This is a genomic window from Rheinheimera sp. UJ63 (assembly GCF_021568285.1).
GTDB lineage: Bacteria > Pseudomonadota > Gammaproteobacteria > Enterobacterales > Alteromonadaceae > Alishewanella > Alishewanella maricola.
The window spans coordinates 353,473-370,880 of record NZ_JAKGTQ010000001.1; the positions used below are offsets into that span (position 1 = coordinate 353,473).

Annotated in this window: 17 protein-coding genes; 4 read left to right on the plus strand and 13 right to left on the minus strand. The window is 46.8% G+C overall.

Going from position 1 to position 17,408, the window contains the following annotated elements:
• Positions 1–7 precede the first annotated feature (7 nt).
• The 9 genes from bamA to rpsB form a co-directional block, all read right to left on the minus strand.
• A complete protein-coding gene (gene bamA, locus L1N97_RS01575; RefSeq protein WP_236128636.1) occupies positions 8–2,497 on the minus strand; it encodes an outer membrane protein assembly factor BamA in 2,490 nt (829 codons plus the stop codon).
• Positions 2,498–2,523: 26 nt separating this feature from the next.
• Positions 2,524–3,879 carry a sigma E protease regulator RseP gene (rseP, locus tag L1N97_RS01580; protein WP_236128637.1) on the minus strand — a complete coding sequence of 452 codons (1,356 nt, stop codon included), beginning with the start codon at positions 3,877–3,879 and terminating at the stop codon, positions 2,524–2,526.
• On the minus strand, positions 3,879–5,069 hold the full coding sequence (ispC, locus tag L1N97_RS01585) for a 1-deoxy-D-xylulose-5-phosphate reductoisomerase (RefSeq protein WP_236128638.1): 1,191 nt from the start codon (positions 5,067–5,069) through the stop codon (positions 3,879–3,881). Before ispC ends, rseP begins: the two co-directional genes overlap by 1 nt.
• Positions 5,066–5,926: a phosphatidate cytidylyltransferase gene (locus L1N97_RS01590; RefSeq protein WP_229585494.1), complete on the minus strand. Its 861-nt coding sequence runs from the start codon at positions 5,924–5,926 to the stop codon at positions 5,066–5,068. The genes ispC and L1N97_RS01590 overlap by 4 nt, the downstream gene beginning before the upstream one ends.
• Positions 5,927–5,931: 5 nt before the next feature.
• Positions 5,932–6,696 carry a polyprenyl diphosphate synthase gene (gene uppS, locus L1N97_RS01595; RefSeq protein ID WP_226749732.1) on the minus strand — a complete coding sequence of 255 codons (765 nt, stop codon included), beginning with the start codon at positions 6,694–6,696 and terminating at the stop codon, positions 5,932–5,934.
• A gap of 155 nt (positions 6,697–6,851) precedes the next feature.
• Positions 6,852–7,409: a ribosome recycling factor gene (gene frr, locus L1N97_RS01600; RefSeq protein WP_226749731.1), complete on the minus strand. Its 558-nt coding sequence runs from the start codon at positions 7,407–7,409 to the stop codon at positions 6,852–6,854.
• 48 nt (positions 7,410–7,457) lie between these two features.
• Positions 7,458–8,198: a UMP kinase gene (gene pyrH / locus L1N97_RS01605; protein ID WP_226749730.1), complete on the minus strand. Its 741-nt coding sequence runs from the start codon at positions 8,196–8,198 to the stop codon at positions 7,458–7,460.
• 99 nt (positions 8,199–8,297) lie between these two features.
• Positions 8,298–9,170, minus strand: coding sequence for a translation elongation factor Ts (gene tsf / locus L1N97_RS01610; protein WP_229585493.1), 873 nt, complete (start codon positions 9,168–9,170; stop codon positions 8,298–8,300).
• Positions 9,171–9,278: 108 nt separating this feature from the next.
• Positions 9,279–10,007 carry a 30S ribosomal protein S2 gene (gene rpsB, locus L1N97_RS01615; RefSeq protein ID WP_226749728.1) on the minus strand — a complete coding sequence of 243 codons (729 nt, stop codon included), beginning with the start codon at positions 10,005–10,007 and terminating at the stop codon, positions 9,279–9,281.
• 311 nt (positions 10,008–10,318) lie between these two features.
• Here rpsB and map point away from each other — a divergent pair, with 311 nt between their 5' ends.
• From map to dapD, 3 genes are read left to right on the plus strand one after another with little or no spacing between them, the layout of a single operon-like run.
• Positions 10,319–11,107 (plus strand): type I methionyl aminopeptidase, encoded by a 789-nt coding sequence (gene map / locus L1N97_RS01620; protein ID WP_236128639.1) that lies wholly within the window; start codon positions 10,319–10,321, stop codon positions 11,105–11,107.
• 20 nt (positions 11,108–11,127) lie between these two features.
• Complete coding sequence (gene glnD, locus L1N97_RS01625) at positions 11,128–13,752, plus strand: [protein-PII] uridylyltransferase (protein ID WP_236128640.1); 2,625 nt, start codon at positions 11,128–11,130, stop codon at positions 13,750–13,752.
• A 7-nt stretch (positions 13,753–13,759) separates the two neighbouring features.
• Entirely contained in the window at positions 13,760–14,587 is an 828-nt protein-coding gene (gene dapD / locus L1N97_RS01630; protein WP_226749725.1) for a 2,3,4,5-tetrahydropyridine-2,6-dicarboxylate N-succinyltransferase, read from the plus strand.
• Positions 14,588–14,645: 58 nt separating this feature from the next.
• Here the strand turns inward: dapD and L1N97_RS01635 are convergent, their stop codons facing one another.
• Complete coding sequence (locus L1N97_RS01635) at positions 14,646–14,855, minus strand: hypothetical protein (RefSeq protein WP_226749724.1); 210 nt, start codon at positions 14,853–14,855, stop codon at positions 14,646–14,648.
• A 200-nt stretch (positions 14,856–15,055) separates the two neighbouring features.
• Here L1N97_RS01635 and cysZ point away from each other — a divergent pair, with 200 nt between their 5' ends.
• Positions 15,056–15,820 carry a sulfate transporter CysZ gene (cysZ, locus tag L1N97_RS01640; protein ID WP_236128641.1) on the plus strand — a complete coding sequence of 255 codons (765 nt, stop codon included), beginning with the start codon at positions 15,056–15,058 and terminating at the stop codon, positions 15,818–15,820.
• Here the strand turns inward: cysZ and L1N97_RS01645 are convergent.
• Genes L1N97_RS01645 through L1N97_RS01655 form a run of 3 tightly spaced genes read right to left on the minus strand, consistent with a single transcriptional unit; the run spans position 15,817 to position 17,368 of the window.
• The gene (locus tag L1N97_RS01645; RefSeq protein ID WP_236128642.1) at positions 15,817–16,254 is read right to left on the minus strand and encodes a flavodoxin; all 438 of its coding nucleotides are present in this window, start codon (positions 16,252–16,254) and stop codon (positions 15,817–15,819) included. The two genes, cysZ and L1N97_RS01645, sit on opposite strands and share 4 nt — an antisense overlap.
• Positions 16,236–17,069, minus strand: a complete 834-nt coding sequence (truC, locus tag L1N97_RS01650) for a tRNA pseudouridine(65) synthase TruC (RefSeq protein WP_229585487.1) — start codon at positions 17,067–17,069, stop codon at positions 16,236–16,238. Before truC ends, L1N97_RS01645 begins: the two co-directional genes overlap by 19 nt.
• Positions 17,051–17,368, minus strand: a complete 318-nt coding sequence (locus L1N97_RS01655; RefSeq protein WP_236128643.1) for a YqcC family protein — start codon at positions 17,366–17,368, stop codon at positions 17,051–17,053. Before L1N97_RS01655 ends, truC begins: the two co-directional genes overlap by 19 nt.
• Between the last annotated feature and the right edge of the window lie 40 nt (positions 17,369–17,408).

The window sequence follows — 17,408 nt, forward strand, 5'->3', positions numbered from 1 at the left end:
TCATGTTCTAGAAAGTTGTACCAATATTGAAACTAAAGTTTTCTTGTAAATCACCGTCGTATTTCTTAATGATTTTCGCCAAACTAAAGGTCAAAGGCCCCATAGGTGAAATCCATTGTACCGATATACCTGCTGTTGCTCTTATCAAGCTAGGATCAGAATAATCGATGAGTGCAGGATCACGATCACTCGCGATGAACTGTACCAAATTGGCATAACGATTAATATCAAATTCTGTGTCCCAGACGTTACCTGCATCAACAAAAATACTGGTTCGCACTGAATTACGATTTTCATCTTTTAAAAATGGCGTGGGGGTAATTAATTCCAGCGTCAACATCGCCATCGCATTACCACCAATCGAGCGTTGCGACACCTGGTAGGAGTCGTTACTGACATCACCAGGGAAGGCAATACTACCGCCTATAGGATCAGGTACACCCGGTACTGAACTGGTAGAACGGAAGATAGCATGAGGACCGATAATACGGTTTTCAAAACCCCGTAAGTTAGTACCACCACCGTAGAAGTTTTCGGTAAAGGGTAAGGTGTAATCGTAACCATCTTTATCACCGTAACCATTACCATAACCTAATTCGAACTTGGCACGGAATGACCACTGATGATCATTACTCAGTGGCACATACTGCTGCGCTTCAAAGTTAGTTTTAAAGTACTGCAAGTCAGAGTTCGGCGTAGTGGCGCGCAATGATAAGTTCATCATCCGACCTGCGGTAGGGAATAAACCCCGGTTTAACGTACTGTGCATCCACGACGTACTTAATTCAAAGTTAGTGAAATCATAACCACCGTCTGGATTAGACGCATCTAACAATACCGCACGGAAATGACGTAACTGGTCATATTCGTTAATCTGGTTGATTTTGTTAACTGAAACACTGGCACCGAAGTTTAAGCGGTTACGCTCGTTAATCGGATAACCGACGTTAGCGCCGACGCCATAACTTCTACGGTTGTAGGCTTCAAGGTTAGATGAAGTACCGCTGTAGTCGAGGTCTGAATAAAATACCTGACCGCCCAAGCTGATGCCATCCAAGGTATAGTAAGGATCGGTATAGCTAAGCGTCACGCTCTTTTGGTACTTGTTGGTATTAAGATTAATACCGGCTGAGTTACCCGAGCCTAAAAAGTTGTTTTGTTCCACACCAATCTGGAACGACAAACCTTGGAAGCTACCATAAGACACACCCGCATTAAAACTGCCTGATGGTTGCTCTTTGATAGTAAAACCAATATCCACTAAATCATCAACACCTGGCACCGGTGAGGTGGCAAAGTCGACTTTTTCAATGTACATCAGACGTTGTAAACGCTCTTTTGACAACTCTAACGAGTCGTTAGATAACCAAGCGCCTTCCATCTGCCGTAATTCGCGGCGAATAACTTCGTCTTTGGTGCTGGCATTGCCTTTAATATCAATACGACGCACGTAAACGCGTTTACCTGGATCGACACTGATGGTTAACGCCACTTCTTTTTTGTCATCATCAATGGTCGGAATCGTGCGGACTTTCGAGTTAGCATAGCCAAAACGCGCTAAGAAGCGGGCAATGCTTTCTTCGGTGAAGGTAACTAAAGCGCCGTTATACAGCTGGCCTTTTTGCAAAGGTAAAATAGCGTTGATGACCTCGTCTTGCCCAATCAAATCACCAACGAAATTAATTTCGCTAATGTTGTATTGCTCGCCTTCTGTCACGTTCATGGTGACATAAACAGCGGTTTTATCTGGGCTAACTGCCACCTGCGAAGAGTCGATATTAAAGCGCAGGTAGCCGCGGTCAAGGTAGTAACTGTTGATCTTTTCAAAGTCACCTTGCAGCGTTTGCTTTTGATAGCGGTCCGAAGTCCAAAAACGCCACCAAGGCATATCTTGTTTTGATTCAACAACGCTAAGCAATTCTTCATTCGGGAAGATTTGGTTACCGACGATGTTGATTTGACGCACGGAAGCGGCATCGCCCTCTTCAAAGGCAAACTCAAGATTGACGCGGTTACGCGGCAGGTAGGTGACTTTGACTTCAACCTTAGCCTGATATTTACCCACACCGTGGTAAAACTCAGTTAAGCCGTTTTCAATATTTTTGAGGATCGTTTTATCAAGCGGTTCTCCCACTTGGATCCGATTACCAGCAAGACTTTCGTTTAGCTGCTCTTCTTTAATATCTTTGTTGCCTTTGAACTCGATATTATTGATGGTTGGACGCTCGCGCAGCCGATAAATAACGGTGTTACCATCACGGTATACCCGAATATCATCGAAGTGACCGGCGCTATATAGCGTGCGAATACTGCGCGACAAAGCAAAGTCTGTCACGGTATCACCAATGTTGAAAGGCAGGTTATTAAGTGCCGCACCCAGTGCAACACGTTGCAGGCCTTCGACCTGGATATCCTGTACGGTAAAAGATTCTTCAGCAAGCACCGAGTTGCTGCCTGTAGCAAGCAAGATCGCAGCTACTAATCGTTTAATTGTCATTATTTGAACTACTTATGATTAGTTTATTACAAACGAGAAATATCGTTGAGCAGCGCAATTCCCATTAACATTAGCAGGACTAAAGCACCGAAGCGAAAACCTATATCCTGCGCTCTCTGAGAGACAGGTTTACCGCGTATTAGTTCCACCACAAGATACATTAAATGGCCTCCATCCAAAATAGGTAAGGGCAATAAATTGATTACGCCCAGATTAACACTGATCAATGCCATAAAAGACAAAAACGCGATCAGGCCAGTACTGGCGGAGCTTCCAGCACCTTGTGCAATCGAAATGGGACCACTCAAATGTTTTACCGACACATCGCCGGTTAATAATTTGCCAACCATGGCAAAACTGAGCCGCGTTAGCTGCCAGGTTTGATTTAACCCTTCAGCCATCGCAGCAAACACCCCATAGCGTTGGGTATAACGCAGGCCCTCAGGCCAAGGTGACACGGTAGGTACCACGCCCAACACCCCTAAACTAAAACCAGCGCTGTCTTGCGTTAACGCGGGCGTTGCGTCGAGTGTCAGTTGCTGATTATCCCGCAGCAGCAGAAAACGCAAAGTTTGCTCGGGTTGATTTTTTATCGCCTGCTCCACTTCGCTCCAGGCACTGATGGGCTGGCCATCAATAGCCAAAATGATATCGCCCGCTTGCAAACCCGCAGCGTCGGCAGCAGAGCCTGGGGAGATCATCGCCAAGGTAGTGGTGGCCTGAGGCAGCAATAACGACAAACCTAAACTTTGGAAAACAGAATCGCGCTCAGGGTCAAATTGCCAATCGCGCGTGTCGAGCACAACTTCGCGCTGTCGAGCCGTTTCGGTGTGCTCTAAGGTTAAACGAATTTCAGAACGACCTAATTGTTCGACTAACAGTAAGTTAGCTGTGCGTACATCGCGTGAGGGTCGACCATTAACGGCCAGCAATTGTTCATTTTGCTGCACCCCGGCTAGGGCCGCAATAGATTGCGGTTGGGCTTGCGCGATCACCGGTTTGACTTCCGGCACACCAATAAGATACATCACCCACAGCAAGAAAATGGCAAAAATAAAGTTGGCTGCTGGGCCCGCGATCACAATAGAGATGCGCTGCCAAACCGTTTTATGATTAAAGGCGAGATCTTTAAATTGTGGCAAAACAGGATCGACTCGCTCATCGAGCATTTGCACATAGCCGCCAAGCGGAATAGCAGCGATAACAAATTCAGTACCTTGACGATCACGCCAACGCACTAAGCTTTTGCCAAAGCCAATAGAGAAACGCTTTACCAGCACGCCATTTTTACGTGCCAGCCAAAAATGACCAAATTCATGAACGGTGACTAAAATACCTAGCGCGACCACAAAACTCAGCGCATTCAACAAAAAAGCCGACATTAACCCCTCTCCAACAACTGCCGAGCATAGGCTCGTGTTTCGGTATCGAGCGCCAATATATCATCCAGCGCGCGCGCTTGATAGGTTAGGAAGCGATTGAGGCATGAAGCATTAATCTGATGGATACCGTTAAAGCTTAATTTTCCGGCAAGAAAAGCCGCCACGGCCACCTCATTAGCCGCATTCAGTGCTGTTGTTGCCCCCTGACCTGCGGCGCAAGCATCCATCGCTAAATACAGGTTTGGATAGCGTGCTGCATCGGCTTGCTCAAAGGTAAATGACTGTAAGCTAAAGAAATCTAAGGGTGGAACAGGGCTACTGATCCGCGATGGGAATGCCAAAGCATGGGCAATCGGCGTGCGCATGTCAGGTTGGCCCAGCTGTGCCAGCACTGAACCGTCGGTATATTGCACCATCGAATGAATGATACTTTGCGGATGAATCACCACTTGAATATCCGCGGCCAGACAATTAAACAGCCAGCGCGCCTCGATAAACTCTAAGCCTTTATTCATCATGGTCGCACTGTCGACTGAGATTTTTTGCCCCATGCTCCAATTAGGATGGGCAACCGCCTCAGCCACCGTAATCTGCCCAAAAGTGTCTAACGGACGAGTTAGAAAAGGCCCACCACTACCCGTCAGTAACAAGCGAGAAATACCAAACTGCTGCAAAGTGGCTTGCTGGGTATTTTGCTGGAAAGCTAACGGCAGGCATTGAAAAATCGCATTATGTTCGCTGTCTATCGGCAATAAAGTGGCACCATGGGCGGCCACCTTTTGCATAAACAACTCACCGGTCATCACTAGGGCTTCTTTGTTGGCTAAAAGTACCGTTTTACCTTGCTCGACGGCAGCCAAGGTTGGTAGTAAGCCCGCAGCACCGACAATCGCGGCCATGACGATATCAGCGTCTGGATGCCCGGCTAATGCCACTAAGCCAGCTTCGCCGCTTAAGACCTCAGTCGATAAGCCCGCTGCTTTTAACTGTGTCGCCAGCTCTGCAGCCGCAACGCTGTCTTGCATCGCAGCAAAACGCGGTCTCACCGCCAAACATTGTTGCAATAATTTATCGACACCGGTGGCAGCCGTTAATGCTAATACCTGGAATTGCTCGGGATGCTCAGCTAATACCGATAAGGTACTGCAACCAATCGACCCTGTTGCCCCCAGAATAACCACTTGCTTCATAAAAACTGTTTACCTAAAAAGGCCAACATCAGTGCAAACACCGGTGCGGTCGCCGTTAAGCTATCAATGCGATCTAAGATACCACCGTGCCCGGGTAAGAAAGCCCCACTGTCTTTTTTGCCCGCTACACGCTTAAACATACTCTCGCTTAAATCACCGAATACCGATAACACGGTAAGTAACACGGCAGCCACATACCAGTACAGGCTGTGATCGGTTTTCTCCAGCCACGCTAACAGCGCAGTGACCATCAACAAGACAAAAACTAAACCACCGAGCATGCCTTCCAGCGTTTTACCTGGGCTCACTTTGGGCAGTAATTTGGTGCGACCCAATGGCTTTCCGACCAAATAGCCACCAATATCCGCGGCCCACACTAAGCCAAGTAAACAACAAATTAGCCAAGCACCATAAAAGGGTGTTTCATCATAATGCATGCCGCGAATGAAAATTAAAGCCGCCCAAGCGGGTAACAGTGTGAACCAGCCCATCAGTGCGCGTCTAACGCCACTGGTGGCCCACAAGGTTTGACTGTTCGGAAAGGTTAACACTAAGACGATAGCCAGCGTCCACCAGGCTGCGCCGAGCAATAACAAACTGAATAACAGTAGATTACTACTCAAGGGCTCGCTAAATGACACTAGGCTGTACCAGCACAGCATAATAAGCGCAGTTAAGATGACATAACTGGCTCTAATACGCCGAGCGGCTAAACCACAAAAGCCGCTCCATTCCCATGCGCCCAGTAAAAACGCCGCAGATAACACCGCGGCAAAGCCGACCAAAGGTAAATAAAAGACCGCGGCCAGCGCCAAAGGCGCAAGGATTAATGCGGTGATCACGCGTTGCTTAAACAATATTATTATCCTTTATTTTCAGCAGCAAGCTCTCGGATCTGGGCACCCGTACAACCAAAACGTCGCTCTCTGTTAATAAAGGTAGCTATCGCTTCAGAAAATACTTGTTGGTCAAAATCAGGCCAGAGGGTTTCAGTAAACCATAACTCAGCATAGGCAGCTTGCCATAATAAAAAATTGCTGATGCGTAAATCGCCACCGGTTCTAATTAGTAAATCCAACTCTGGCTGATCGGCCATTTGTATTTCGCGAGCCATTAACTGTTCGGTAATCTCAGCGGGGGTGAGTTTTCCCTGCTGTACCTGTTCAGCCAGTTGCCGGCTTGCGGCAACGATATCCCAACGACCACCGTAATTTGCTGCGATATTCAGCGTCATTGCAGTATTAGCGGCGGTAAGAGCTTCTGCTTTTTTAATATTTTGTACCAGCTTATCGCTAAATGCAGATAAATCGCCAATAATTTTCAGGCGAATATTATTTTTATGCAGGGATTTGACTTCTTTTTGTAACACCAGCATAAAAAGTTGCATCAGCGTACTGACTTCTTCTTCAGGTCGCCGCCAGTTTTCACTGCTAAAAGCGAACAGCGTTAAAGAAGGAATGCCTAATTCACGACAAAAACTGACACTACGGCGAACCGCTTCAACGCCTTTTTTATGCCCCCAAACGCGGGGCTTGCTCTGACGCTCTGCCCAGCGTCCGTTACCATCCATGATAATTGCCACATGCTGCGGCAACGCTTGTTGTTTAAGCTGTGAAACTGCAGTCATCAGTTAACCTGTTATTGTTGTTCTTATGTGCCAACGCTGCCGTTGCACGCCACATTTTATTGGGTTAAACAAAAAAGCGCCGCGAAGTTAGACTGACACGGCGCTTTCTTCATACTATTTCATACTAAAAACAGCAACAAATGAAAGGTCTGAAATCAGACTTCCATCAGTTCCTTTTCTTTTTCTGCTAACACTTCGTCCACTTTTTTCACGAACAGATCAGTGACTTTTTGGATCTCATCTGCCGCTCTACGCTCATCATCTTCACTGATTTCTTTATCTTTTAATAGCGATTTAAAATCAGAGTTAGCATCACGGCGGATATTACGGATCGCCACTCGACCGGCTTCAGCTTCACCGCGTACCAGTTTAACTAAGTCACGACGGCGCTCTTCCGTTAATGCAGGTAACGGCACACGGATCACGGTGCCTGTAGACATTGGGTTTAAACCCAGGTTAGAGGCCATGATGGCTTTTTCTACCGCCGGTGTCAGGCTTTTGTCGAACACGGTAATGGCTAAGGTACGCGAGTCTTCAATAGACACGTTTGCCAGCTGACGTAACGGCGTATCTGCACCGTAATAAGAAACCTGAATGCCGTCTAGCAGACCTGGATGCGCACGGCCTGTACGCACTTTACTTAGTTGAGTTTTCAGAGCATCAACGCTTTTATCCATCCGGACTTGAGCATCAGCAATAATGTCGTTAATCACGATCGTTATCCTTTTTTTATTTATGCAGCAGTAACGCAGTCGTTTAGTTTACTGTAAATTTTCCGCGTGGTCGATGATTGTGCCTTCATCGTCACCCATAATCACGCGTTTAAGTGCTCCGGGCTTGTTCATATTGAACACACGAATTTGTAAGTTGTGATCGCGCGCCAAGGTAAAAGCGGCTAAATCCATCACTTTTAATTCTTTGTCGAGAATTTCATTATAGGTTAATTTGCTATACAAGGTAGCAGCCGGATCTTTTACTGGGTCAGCTGAATACACCCCGTCGACTTTCGTGGCCTTTAATACGGCATCGGCTTCAATTTCAATACCGCGTAAACAGGCCGCAGAATCAGTGGTAAAAAATGGGTTACCCGTACCGGCCGAGAAAATCACCACACGGCCTGATTTTAATAAGCTAATGGCTTCTGCCCAGCTGTAGTTATCACACACCCCGTTTAACGGAATCGCACTCATCATGCGAGCGTTAACATAAGCACGGTGTAAAGCATCACGCATGGCTAAGCCATTCATTACCGTGGCTAACATCCCCATGTGATCGCCGACCACCCGGTTCATCCCCGCTTTAGCCAAGCCTTCGCCACGGAAGATATTTCCGCCACCAATCACAATACCGACTTGTACACCGAGTTCAACGAGCTCTTTAATTTCTTGCGCCATGCGATCGAGCACTTTGGGATCAATACCAAAGCCTTCGTCTCCCATTAAGGCTTCACCGCTCAGTTTTAAAAGGATGCGACGATAGGTTGGTTTCGGATTAATGCTCATAATTTCCCCATTATGCTATTAGAATTAGTCAGGCAAAAAAAAACCGCGACTCAGGTCGCGGTTATTTTAGCTGTTTTCAGCAAATTGCTAAAGCGCAAATTACTTTTTAGCAGCAGCAATCTGTGCTGCAACTTCAGCTGCGAAGTCTTCTTCTTTCTTCTCAATACCTTCGCCTACTTCTAAGCGAATGAAAGAGATAGCCTTAGCACCGTTTTGCTTTAAGAATTCGCCAGTAGAGATTGACGGATCTTTAACGAACGGCTGACCGGTTAAACTCACTTCGCCAGTGAATTTAGCCATACGGCCGGCAACCATCTTCTCAGCGATTTCTTGTGGCTTACCAGAGTTAACCGCGATATCGATTTGAATTTGACGCTCACGCTCAACTTCTTCAGCTGAAACGTCTTCCGGGTTAACATAACCTGGGTTGTTGGCAGCAACATGCATTGCCACGTCTTTAGCGATATCTTCGTTACCGCCTTCTAATACGGCTAATACACCAATACGACCAGAGTGGATGTATTGACCGATTACCGCGCCTTCAACTACGGCTACGCGACGTACGTTCATGTTTTCACCGATTTTAGCAACCAGTGTAGCACGCGTATCATCAACAGAAGCACCGTTTAAGTCAGCCGCTAATAATGCTTCAACTGTGTACAGTTTTTGTGCTTGCGCTAAATCAGCAACGCTGTTTGCGAACGCTAAGAAGCTGGCATCACGTGCCACGAAATCAGTTTCACAGTTAAACTCGATAGCAATACCTACGCCGTTAGCTACGCGCGTAACAATTACACCTTCAGCAGCAATACGGCCGGCTTTTTTCGCAGCTTTCGCTAAACCACTTTTACGCATCGCGTCGATCGCGGCTTCGATGTCACCACCGGTTTCTTCTAAAGCTTTTTTACAATCCATCATGCCAGCGCCAGTGCGCTCGCGCAGTTCTTTTACTAAAGCGGCAGTTACAGCCATAAAAGCATCCTCGTAATTTAGTTCAGACAAACAGGGGCAAAATGCCCCTGTTGCAAAGTGATTCTGTCAAAGGGCTCGCGGTATTACAGCCAACCCAAATCAGAAAAATTATTCTGCTTCAACGAAGGCTTCAGCTTCAGCTTGCACTTCGATGTTTTTGTCACGACCTTCCTGAATCGCCTGGCTAACAGCGCCCAGATATAACTGGATTGCGCGGATAGCATCGTCGTTACCAGGGATTACGTAATCAACACCTTTAGGATCTGAGTTAGTATCTACAATAGCTACTACCGGGATACCTAGGTTATTGGCTTCTTTGATCGCGATATGTTCGTGGTCAGCGTCGATAACGAACAGCACGTCTGGCAAGCCGCCCATATCTTTAATACCGCCTAAGCTCTTTTCCAGCTTGTCCATTTCACGAGTACGGTCTAAAGCTTCTTTTTTAGTCAGCTTGTCGAAAGTACCGTCTTGGCTTTGCGATTCAAGATCTTTCAGACGCTTGATAGACTGACGCACTGTTTTCCAGTTGGTTAACATACCACCTAACCAACGGTGGTTTACGTAGAACTGGTCAACATTTGCTGCAGATTCTTTGATTGCTTCTGAGGCTGCGCGCTTAGTACCTACGAATAAGATTTTGCCTTTTTTCGCAGAAACTTGCTGGATGAACGCCAAAGCGTCATTCATCATCGGAACAGTTTGTTCTAAGTTGATGATATGAACACGGTTACGAGCACCGAAAATGAATGGCTTCATTTTTGGGTTCCAGTAACGAGTTTGGTGACCGAAGTGAACGCCCGCCTGGAGCATGTCGCGCATAGAAACTTTTGCCATGATATTAATTCCTGTTAAGGGGTTAGGCCTCCATGCATCCCATATGCCGACTCAGCTTTCGCTAAGCACCCCGGAATATGTGTCGATGCATGTGTGTTATTTAATTAAGGTTAGTGCAATCTGCTTAAGCACTGAACTGTCTAACTTATTGCCAGAAATTCTGTAAAGCTACAGCACACGAGCCTTAAGTTAGGGTACAATGCAATTTGCTAAATTGCGGCGCGCTTTATACCATAGGCAGCTTGCAAACACAATGAAATGTGTAAATTAACAGCATTATCCTTTCAACAGATGTATCAGAGAGAGCAGGCATGACAGCACCTATTAAAACCCCAGCAGAAATCGAAAAAATGCGCATTGCAGGCCGACTTGCTGCCGAAGTGCTGGAGATGATTGAGCCGCATGTTGTCGCGGGTATTACTACTGATGAACTGAACACAATTTGTCATAATTATATTGTGAATGAACAACAGGCCATTCCTGCCCCACTGAATTATCACGGTTTTCCTAAGTCAATTTGCACCTCGGTCAATCAGGTGATTTGTCACGGCATTCCTAACGATAAAGCGTTAAAAGAAGGCGATATCATTAATATCGATATTACCGTGATTAAAGATGGTTATCACGGTGACACCTCTAAAATGTTCGTTATTGGCAAGCCAAGCATCATGGCTGAGCGCCTGATTAAAGTGACACAAGAGGCCATGTACTTAGGTATTAAAAAAGTGAAAGATGGCGTGCGCTTGGGTGATATTGGCCATGCTATTCAACAACATGCCGAAAAATTCAGTTACAGCATTGTCAGAGAATACTGTGGCCATGGTATTGGCGCCGTGTTCCATGAAGATCCGCAAGTCTTGCATTACGGTCGCCCAGGCACAGGTGAAGTATTAAAAAGTGGCATGTGCTTGACCATTGAACCCATGGTCAACGCCGGTGGCCGCCACAGTAAATTGCTGGCCGATGGCTGGACGGTAGTGACCAAAGATCGCAGTTTATCGGCACAGTTTGAACACACGATTTTAGTGACCGACACCGGCTGTGAAATCCTGACCCTGCGTAAAGATGAAACCTTTGAACGGATCGTCACCGCGGAATAACCGCCTAACAGGAGAGTAATGTGACCCAGGCTCTTAGTTTTAACCGCGCGCTGCCCGAACACTATTCACTAGACGCTTACAAAAAGCACTTTGCAGAATTTCAAGAGTTTCAGGCACGGGCTTTTCATAGTCAGCCCATTAATATCCTGGTAAAAAGCCGTGCGAGTTTTATTGATGAAGTATTACTTGAGCTCTGGCAACATTGCGGGCTGGCTAAAGATAAAGCCATCAGTTTAATCGCCGTGGGGGGTTATGGTCGCGGTGAGTTACACCCCTACTCTGATGTTGACTTATTATTACTGGTTGATAAACGCCCCGACAGCAATCAACAAGAGGCTATCGCCCGTTTTATTACCATGCTGTGGGATTTACGCTTAGAAGTCGGCCACAGTGTCCGTACCTACAAAGAAACCTTAAGCCTGGGTAAAGACGATATTACCATCGCCACCAATCTTTTGGAGATGCGCTTACTCACCGGCAATAAAACCCTGTTTCAAGAATTACAAACCGCGGTCAATGCCGATAGTTTTTGGACCAGCCAAGCGTTTTTTCAGGCTAAACGCCATGAGCAACAACAGCGCCATGCACAGTATCACGGCACGGCATACAACCTTGAACCGAATTTAAAAGCCAACCCGGGTGGTTTGCGTGATATTCAAACCATCGGTTGGGTAGCCAAACGCCATTTTAATACCCGCACGATGCGCGAGTTAGTGGCTTATCAATATCTTACTGAAGATGAATACCAAGAGCTGATCGAATGTGAAGCCTATTTATGGCAGATGCGCTTCTCTTTGCATTTAGAAGCGGGCCGTAACGAAAACCGAATTTTGTTCGACTATCAACCCGCCGCGGCTGAGCGCTTAGGTTTTGGCTCGGATGGTAAAGCCTCAGTAGAACGAATGATGAAGCGGTTTTTTCGGACAGTTCAACGCGTCAGTGAATTGAACGAAATGTTGTTGCAACACTTTGAAGGCAGCATTCTTAATTCGCAACAAAAACTCAAAGTCAGTCAGTTAGATGATTATTTTGAGTTGCAAGGCCATTTAATTAAAGCGCGCGACAGCGCGGTGTTTGCCCGACGCGATAATTTATTGCGGCTGTTCTGGCATATCGCCAATAACTCCAATATTACTGGCGTGCACTCGACCACTATTCGCTTAATTCGCCAAGTCCGGCGGCGCTTAATGGGTGACTTACAAGATTATGAAGCCTGTCGCCAACTGTTTCTGACCCTACTGCGCCACCCGCGTGGTATGGATTTAGCGGTGACCTTGATGCACCGTTATGGCATTTTAGCGGCCTATTTACCGCAGTGGCGCAATATCGAAGGCCAAATGCAATTTGATTTGTTTCACGCCTATACCGTAGACGAGCATACCCACCGCTTATTAAAGAATTTGTACAAATACAGCCTTGCTGAACATGAAAGTGAGTTTCCACTGTGCACGGCTATTGTCAAAAAAATGGAAAAGCCAGAGCTGTTATACCTTGCCGGCATTTTCCATGATATTGCCAAAGGCCGTGGCGGTGATCATTCTGAATTAGGCGGTATGGATGCACGCGAATTTGCCAAGTTGCACAAACTGAGTGAATTCGACAGTAAGCTAATTGCTTGGTTAGTGGAAAACCACTTGCTGATGTCGGTAACCGCACAGCGCCGCGATATTCACGACCCTGAAGTTGTGGCCGAATTTGCCGCCAAGGTGCGCGATGAAACGCGTTTAAACTATTTATATTGTTTAACGCTGGCCGATATTCGCGCCACCAATGATACCTTGTGGAATGATTGGAAAGGCTCACTGCTGCGTGAATTGTTTTTAGCCACACAAAAAGCATTTCGTCGTGGTTTAGAAAAACCGATGGATTTACGCGATCTGATCCGGGAAAACCAAAGCGAAGCCCTGCCCATGCTATTACGGCAAACCTTTATTGAAAGTGAAGTGTTGCAGTTATGGAGTCGCATCAAAGCGGATTACTTTGCACGCTACAGCCCAAAACAAATTGTCTGGCATACCGAACACATTTTAAAGCATAAAACACCGAATGAACCTTTAGTACTGGTCAGTAAAGCACCGATCAAAGGCGGCACCCAAGTGTTTGTTTACACAAAAGATCAAGCCGGTCTATTTGCAAAAATGGTCGCCGCGCTAGACAGTAAAAAGGTGAATATTTTCGACGCACAAATCATGACCAACAAAGACGGTTATGCGATGGATACTTTTGTGATTTTAGAGCAAAACGGTGAAACCGTGAACTCCCCTTCGCGCCAGCAAAGTATCAAGAAAGCACTAGAGCAATATATTCTTGGCAAGCCTGATTTGTCGCGACAAAAACCAAAACTCTCCCGGCAAATGCGCCAATTTACCGTGCCACCGAAGGTGGTATTTTTACCAGGCAACACCCGCCACCGTACCATGCTAGAAATTGCCGCATTGGATACGCCGGGTTTATTGTCTGATCTAGGCCAAGTGTTTCAACAATGCGGTGTGAATATTCACGCGGCAAAAATCACCACCATCGGCGAGCGCGCCGAAGACTTTTTCTTAATTTCTAACGCAGAGGATGACGCGCTGACAACTGAGCAACAAAGCCAGTTAAGACGGGTGTTAATCTCGCAACTCTCGCAGCAAACAGAAGGCTAAATGACGAATGTCTGACTTAAAAAACCTTATCGAAACGGCGTTTGAACAACGTGCTGACATTACCCCAAAAACCGTGACCGCCGAATTAAAACAGGCCGTCGAGCAAGTGTTAAGCATGCTAGATAACGGTAGCGCCCGTGTCGCAGAAAAAATTGCCGGTGAATGGGTAGTGCATCAATGGCTGAAAAAAGCGGTACTGTTATCGTTTCGGATCAACGATAACGAAGTGATGGATGGCGCCGAAAACCGCTTTTTTGATAAAGTGCCGATGAAATATGCCAACTACACTGACGCGCAATTCCGTGCCGATGGTGTGCGTATTGTACCGCCTGCTGCCGTGCGTCGCGGTAGCTATATTGGTAAAAACGTGGTGGTGATGCCGTCTTACGTCAATATTGGCGCTTATGTCGGCGAAGGTTCAATGGTGGACACATGGGCCACCGTCGGTAGCTGTGCGCAAATTGGTAAAAACGTGCATTTATCAGGCGGCGTTGGCATTGGTGGTGTGTTAGAGCCGCTGCAAGCCAACCCAACGATTATCGAAGATAATTGCTTTATCGGTGCTCGCTCTGAAGTGGTTGAAGGTGTTATCGTTGAAGAAGGCGCTGTGCTCTCAATGGGCGTCTATATTAGCCAAAGCACCCGTATTTATGATCGTGAAACGGGGCAAATTAGCTATGGTCGCGTACCGGCCGGCGCAGTTGTCGTGCCAGGCACCATTCCCTCTAAAGATGGCAGCCACAGCTTATATGCTGCGATCATCGTGAAAAAGGTTGATGCGCAAACTCGTGCTAAGGTTGGCATTAACGCGCTATTGCGTAGTATTGAAGAATAAGCCTGAATACTGTTAATTCACACCTTGCTGCTAAAATAGCAAGGTGTGTTGTTATGCATTAGCGTGGTGCAAACATAAATAATGCCCACAACACCGCAGCGCCGATGGCAAATACCGTATATTCTAAACGTTTCTCAAAGCGTAACTCTGCATCTTTGTTGGCTGGCACAACGATAGCCGATACCAGACATACTAGCGCGGTTATCAGTAATAACAATGTTACTGCAAACTCCACTGCTGAACCTAGCTCTACTAACCACACGGACATTTCATACCTCTGCTTATTAGCTTATTGAAATCGGTCGCATCTTAACACAATGCACGCTATGGCTGCAGTGACGCCAGCAAAACACGGTTAAAAAACCTCAACAGCAAATGGCGAGATTTTGTTACGTTTTGTCACAGTCTATGCAGGGTTTTCTGGCACGAAGTCGGTATACTAGTTTAAACAGCCTGTATTCGGAGGACATGATGTTTTACTTTTTTAAAGGGCTGCGCTTGCTGGGGCAAAAAGGCTTAAAACGTTTTGTCTTAATACCCTTGCTGATTAATTTAGTGCTGTTCTTTATGGCGTTTTATTGGATGTGGCAACTGCTACAGTCGTTTATTGTGCATATTCAGCAATGGCTACCGCAATGGCTGCATTGGTTAGAGTATTTATTGATCCCGCTGGGGGTGATGTCATTACTGCTCAGTTTTGCCTATAGCTTTACGATGGTCGCTAATTTTATTGCCGCGCCCTTTAATGGCTTACTTAGTGAGAAAACCGCCGCGCTACTCAGTGGCAAAACGATCCCCGAAGTGAGTATGCGACAATTTCTGCATGACGCGCCACGTTTACTGGCGCGCGAATGGCAAAAACTGTGTTATCTATTACCTCGGGCTACCATCCTGTTTATTCTGTGTTTGTTGATCCCAGTGGCGGGCCCCTTCCTGTGGTTTTTTATCAGCGCCTGGTTCTTTAGCCTGCAATATCTCGATTACCCGTTTGATAACAACAAGGTGAGTTTTAGCGAGCTAAGAGGTCAACTAAGACAAGCGCCAGCCCTCAGCTTATCTTTTGGCAGTGCCGTGGCACTCTTTAGCATGGTGCCGTTGCTGAACTTATTAGTGATGCCGGCCGCGGTATGCGGCGCGACAGTACTGTGGTGTGAGCGTTTTGCCGAACACTATGATCCGGCATTACAGGCACCTGGGGCGCGTAGTTACCAGAAGTTAAACAAGTATTGTTAGAAGTGCTCAGCTAACCAAGGCAATGCCACATCTTCAGCTTGTAAGGTTTCACCGGCGTCGATCTCTAACATCGGCGCTACCGCACTGGCTTGTAACTCAACAAGTAGCTCATTAAACTGCTGGCCAGCCGCACAAAAAGTATCATAACTGCTGTCACCTAAGGCAATAACCGCATATTTTTTACCGGTTAATAGCGGAAACTGATCCTTGCAAGCCATATAAAAAGGAAACAACGAATCGGGAATATCACCCTGGCCAGTCGTTGAAGTGATCACTAACCAACAATCCGCAGCAAAGGCTAACACCTCTGCTAAGTCTGCAGGTTGAAACCATTGCACCTGATAACCCTTGTGGGTTAATAACGGTAGCGCTTGCTCTGCAACATACTCTGCACCACCGTATACACTGCCGACCATTATGGCGATTTTTTGCATGCTTGTGTCTCCAGAAAAAGATTAAACTGCTGGCGATAGTAAGCGGAGTCTACCGGCCAATTAAAATGGGTAAAAAGTGTTGTTAATTCGTTTAGCCCTGCTTCGAGCAACAACGGCTGTCCGGTTATCGGATGGGGTAAGCGTAACGTGAATGCGCACAATAATAAACGATTGCAAGCAAACTGTTCACGAAACATCGCATTATGTTTACCATCACCATGGCTAGTATCGCCAACAATCGGATGGCGCAAATGGGCCATATGCCGGCGTAATTGATGTTTTCGGCCAGTGATGGGCTGCAGCGCCAGCAAGGTGTAACGCGAGGTCGCATAACGACTAACAGGGATCGGCAACTCCACGCGTTGTAACGGTGAATAGCGACTAAGCGCAGCTTGTGCGGCTTTATCCGCAGCGGCAAACTTGTCGGCAATTTTATCGAGTTGCTCGGTTAGAGCATAATCTAACTCACCTGCGGCAGTGACATAGCCTCGAACCACCGCTAAGTAACCTTTTTGCCACAGCCCTTGCTGATTTTGCTCTGATAATAACCGTGCCACCTCAGATGACAACGCAAACAGCAGTACCCCTGACGTGGGTCGGTCAAGCCGATGCACCGGATAGACATGTTGACCAATGTGATCGCGCACGGCCTGCAGTGCATAACGGCTAATTTCTTTATCTAAAAAAGAACGATGCACCAACATGCCACTGGGTTTATCGACCGCAACCAGATACTCATCTTGGTATAGAATCGTTAAAGGTTCAGCAAAAGTGGGGGCTTCGGTGAGGTCATACGCTAGGGTTTGTTCAGACACAGATCTAACCTTGTAATCGCCGCTAACAGCGGTTGAATATTCTCGTCTCGCCCGGCATACACCTGCTCTGCCATCGGTAAAATAGCGACTTTATTCGGTAGCGGTTGACCGGCAGCGAGCATCACTTGCAGACGAGGAATTAAAATAAATTGCAACCACTGCTCCAGCGGCATGCTATCACAACAAAAAGGCATCGTACTGGCCATCGCCTGCGGCGAAGGTGGCTGCTGACTATACAGTCCGGCTTGCTTTAGCGCTTGCATAATATCGGCTAGCAATAGGCTCAGGTGCTCACTCATGCGGTTCCTCTCTGTTACAAGGCGGCAATTCTAGCACATT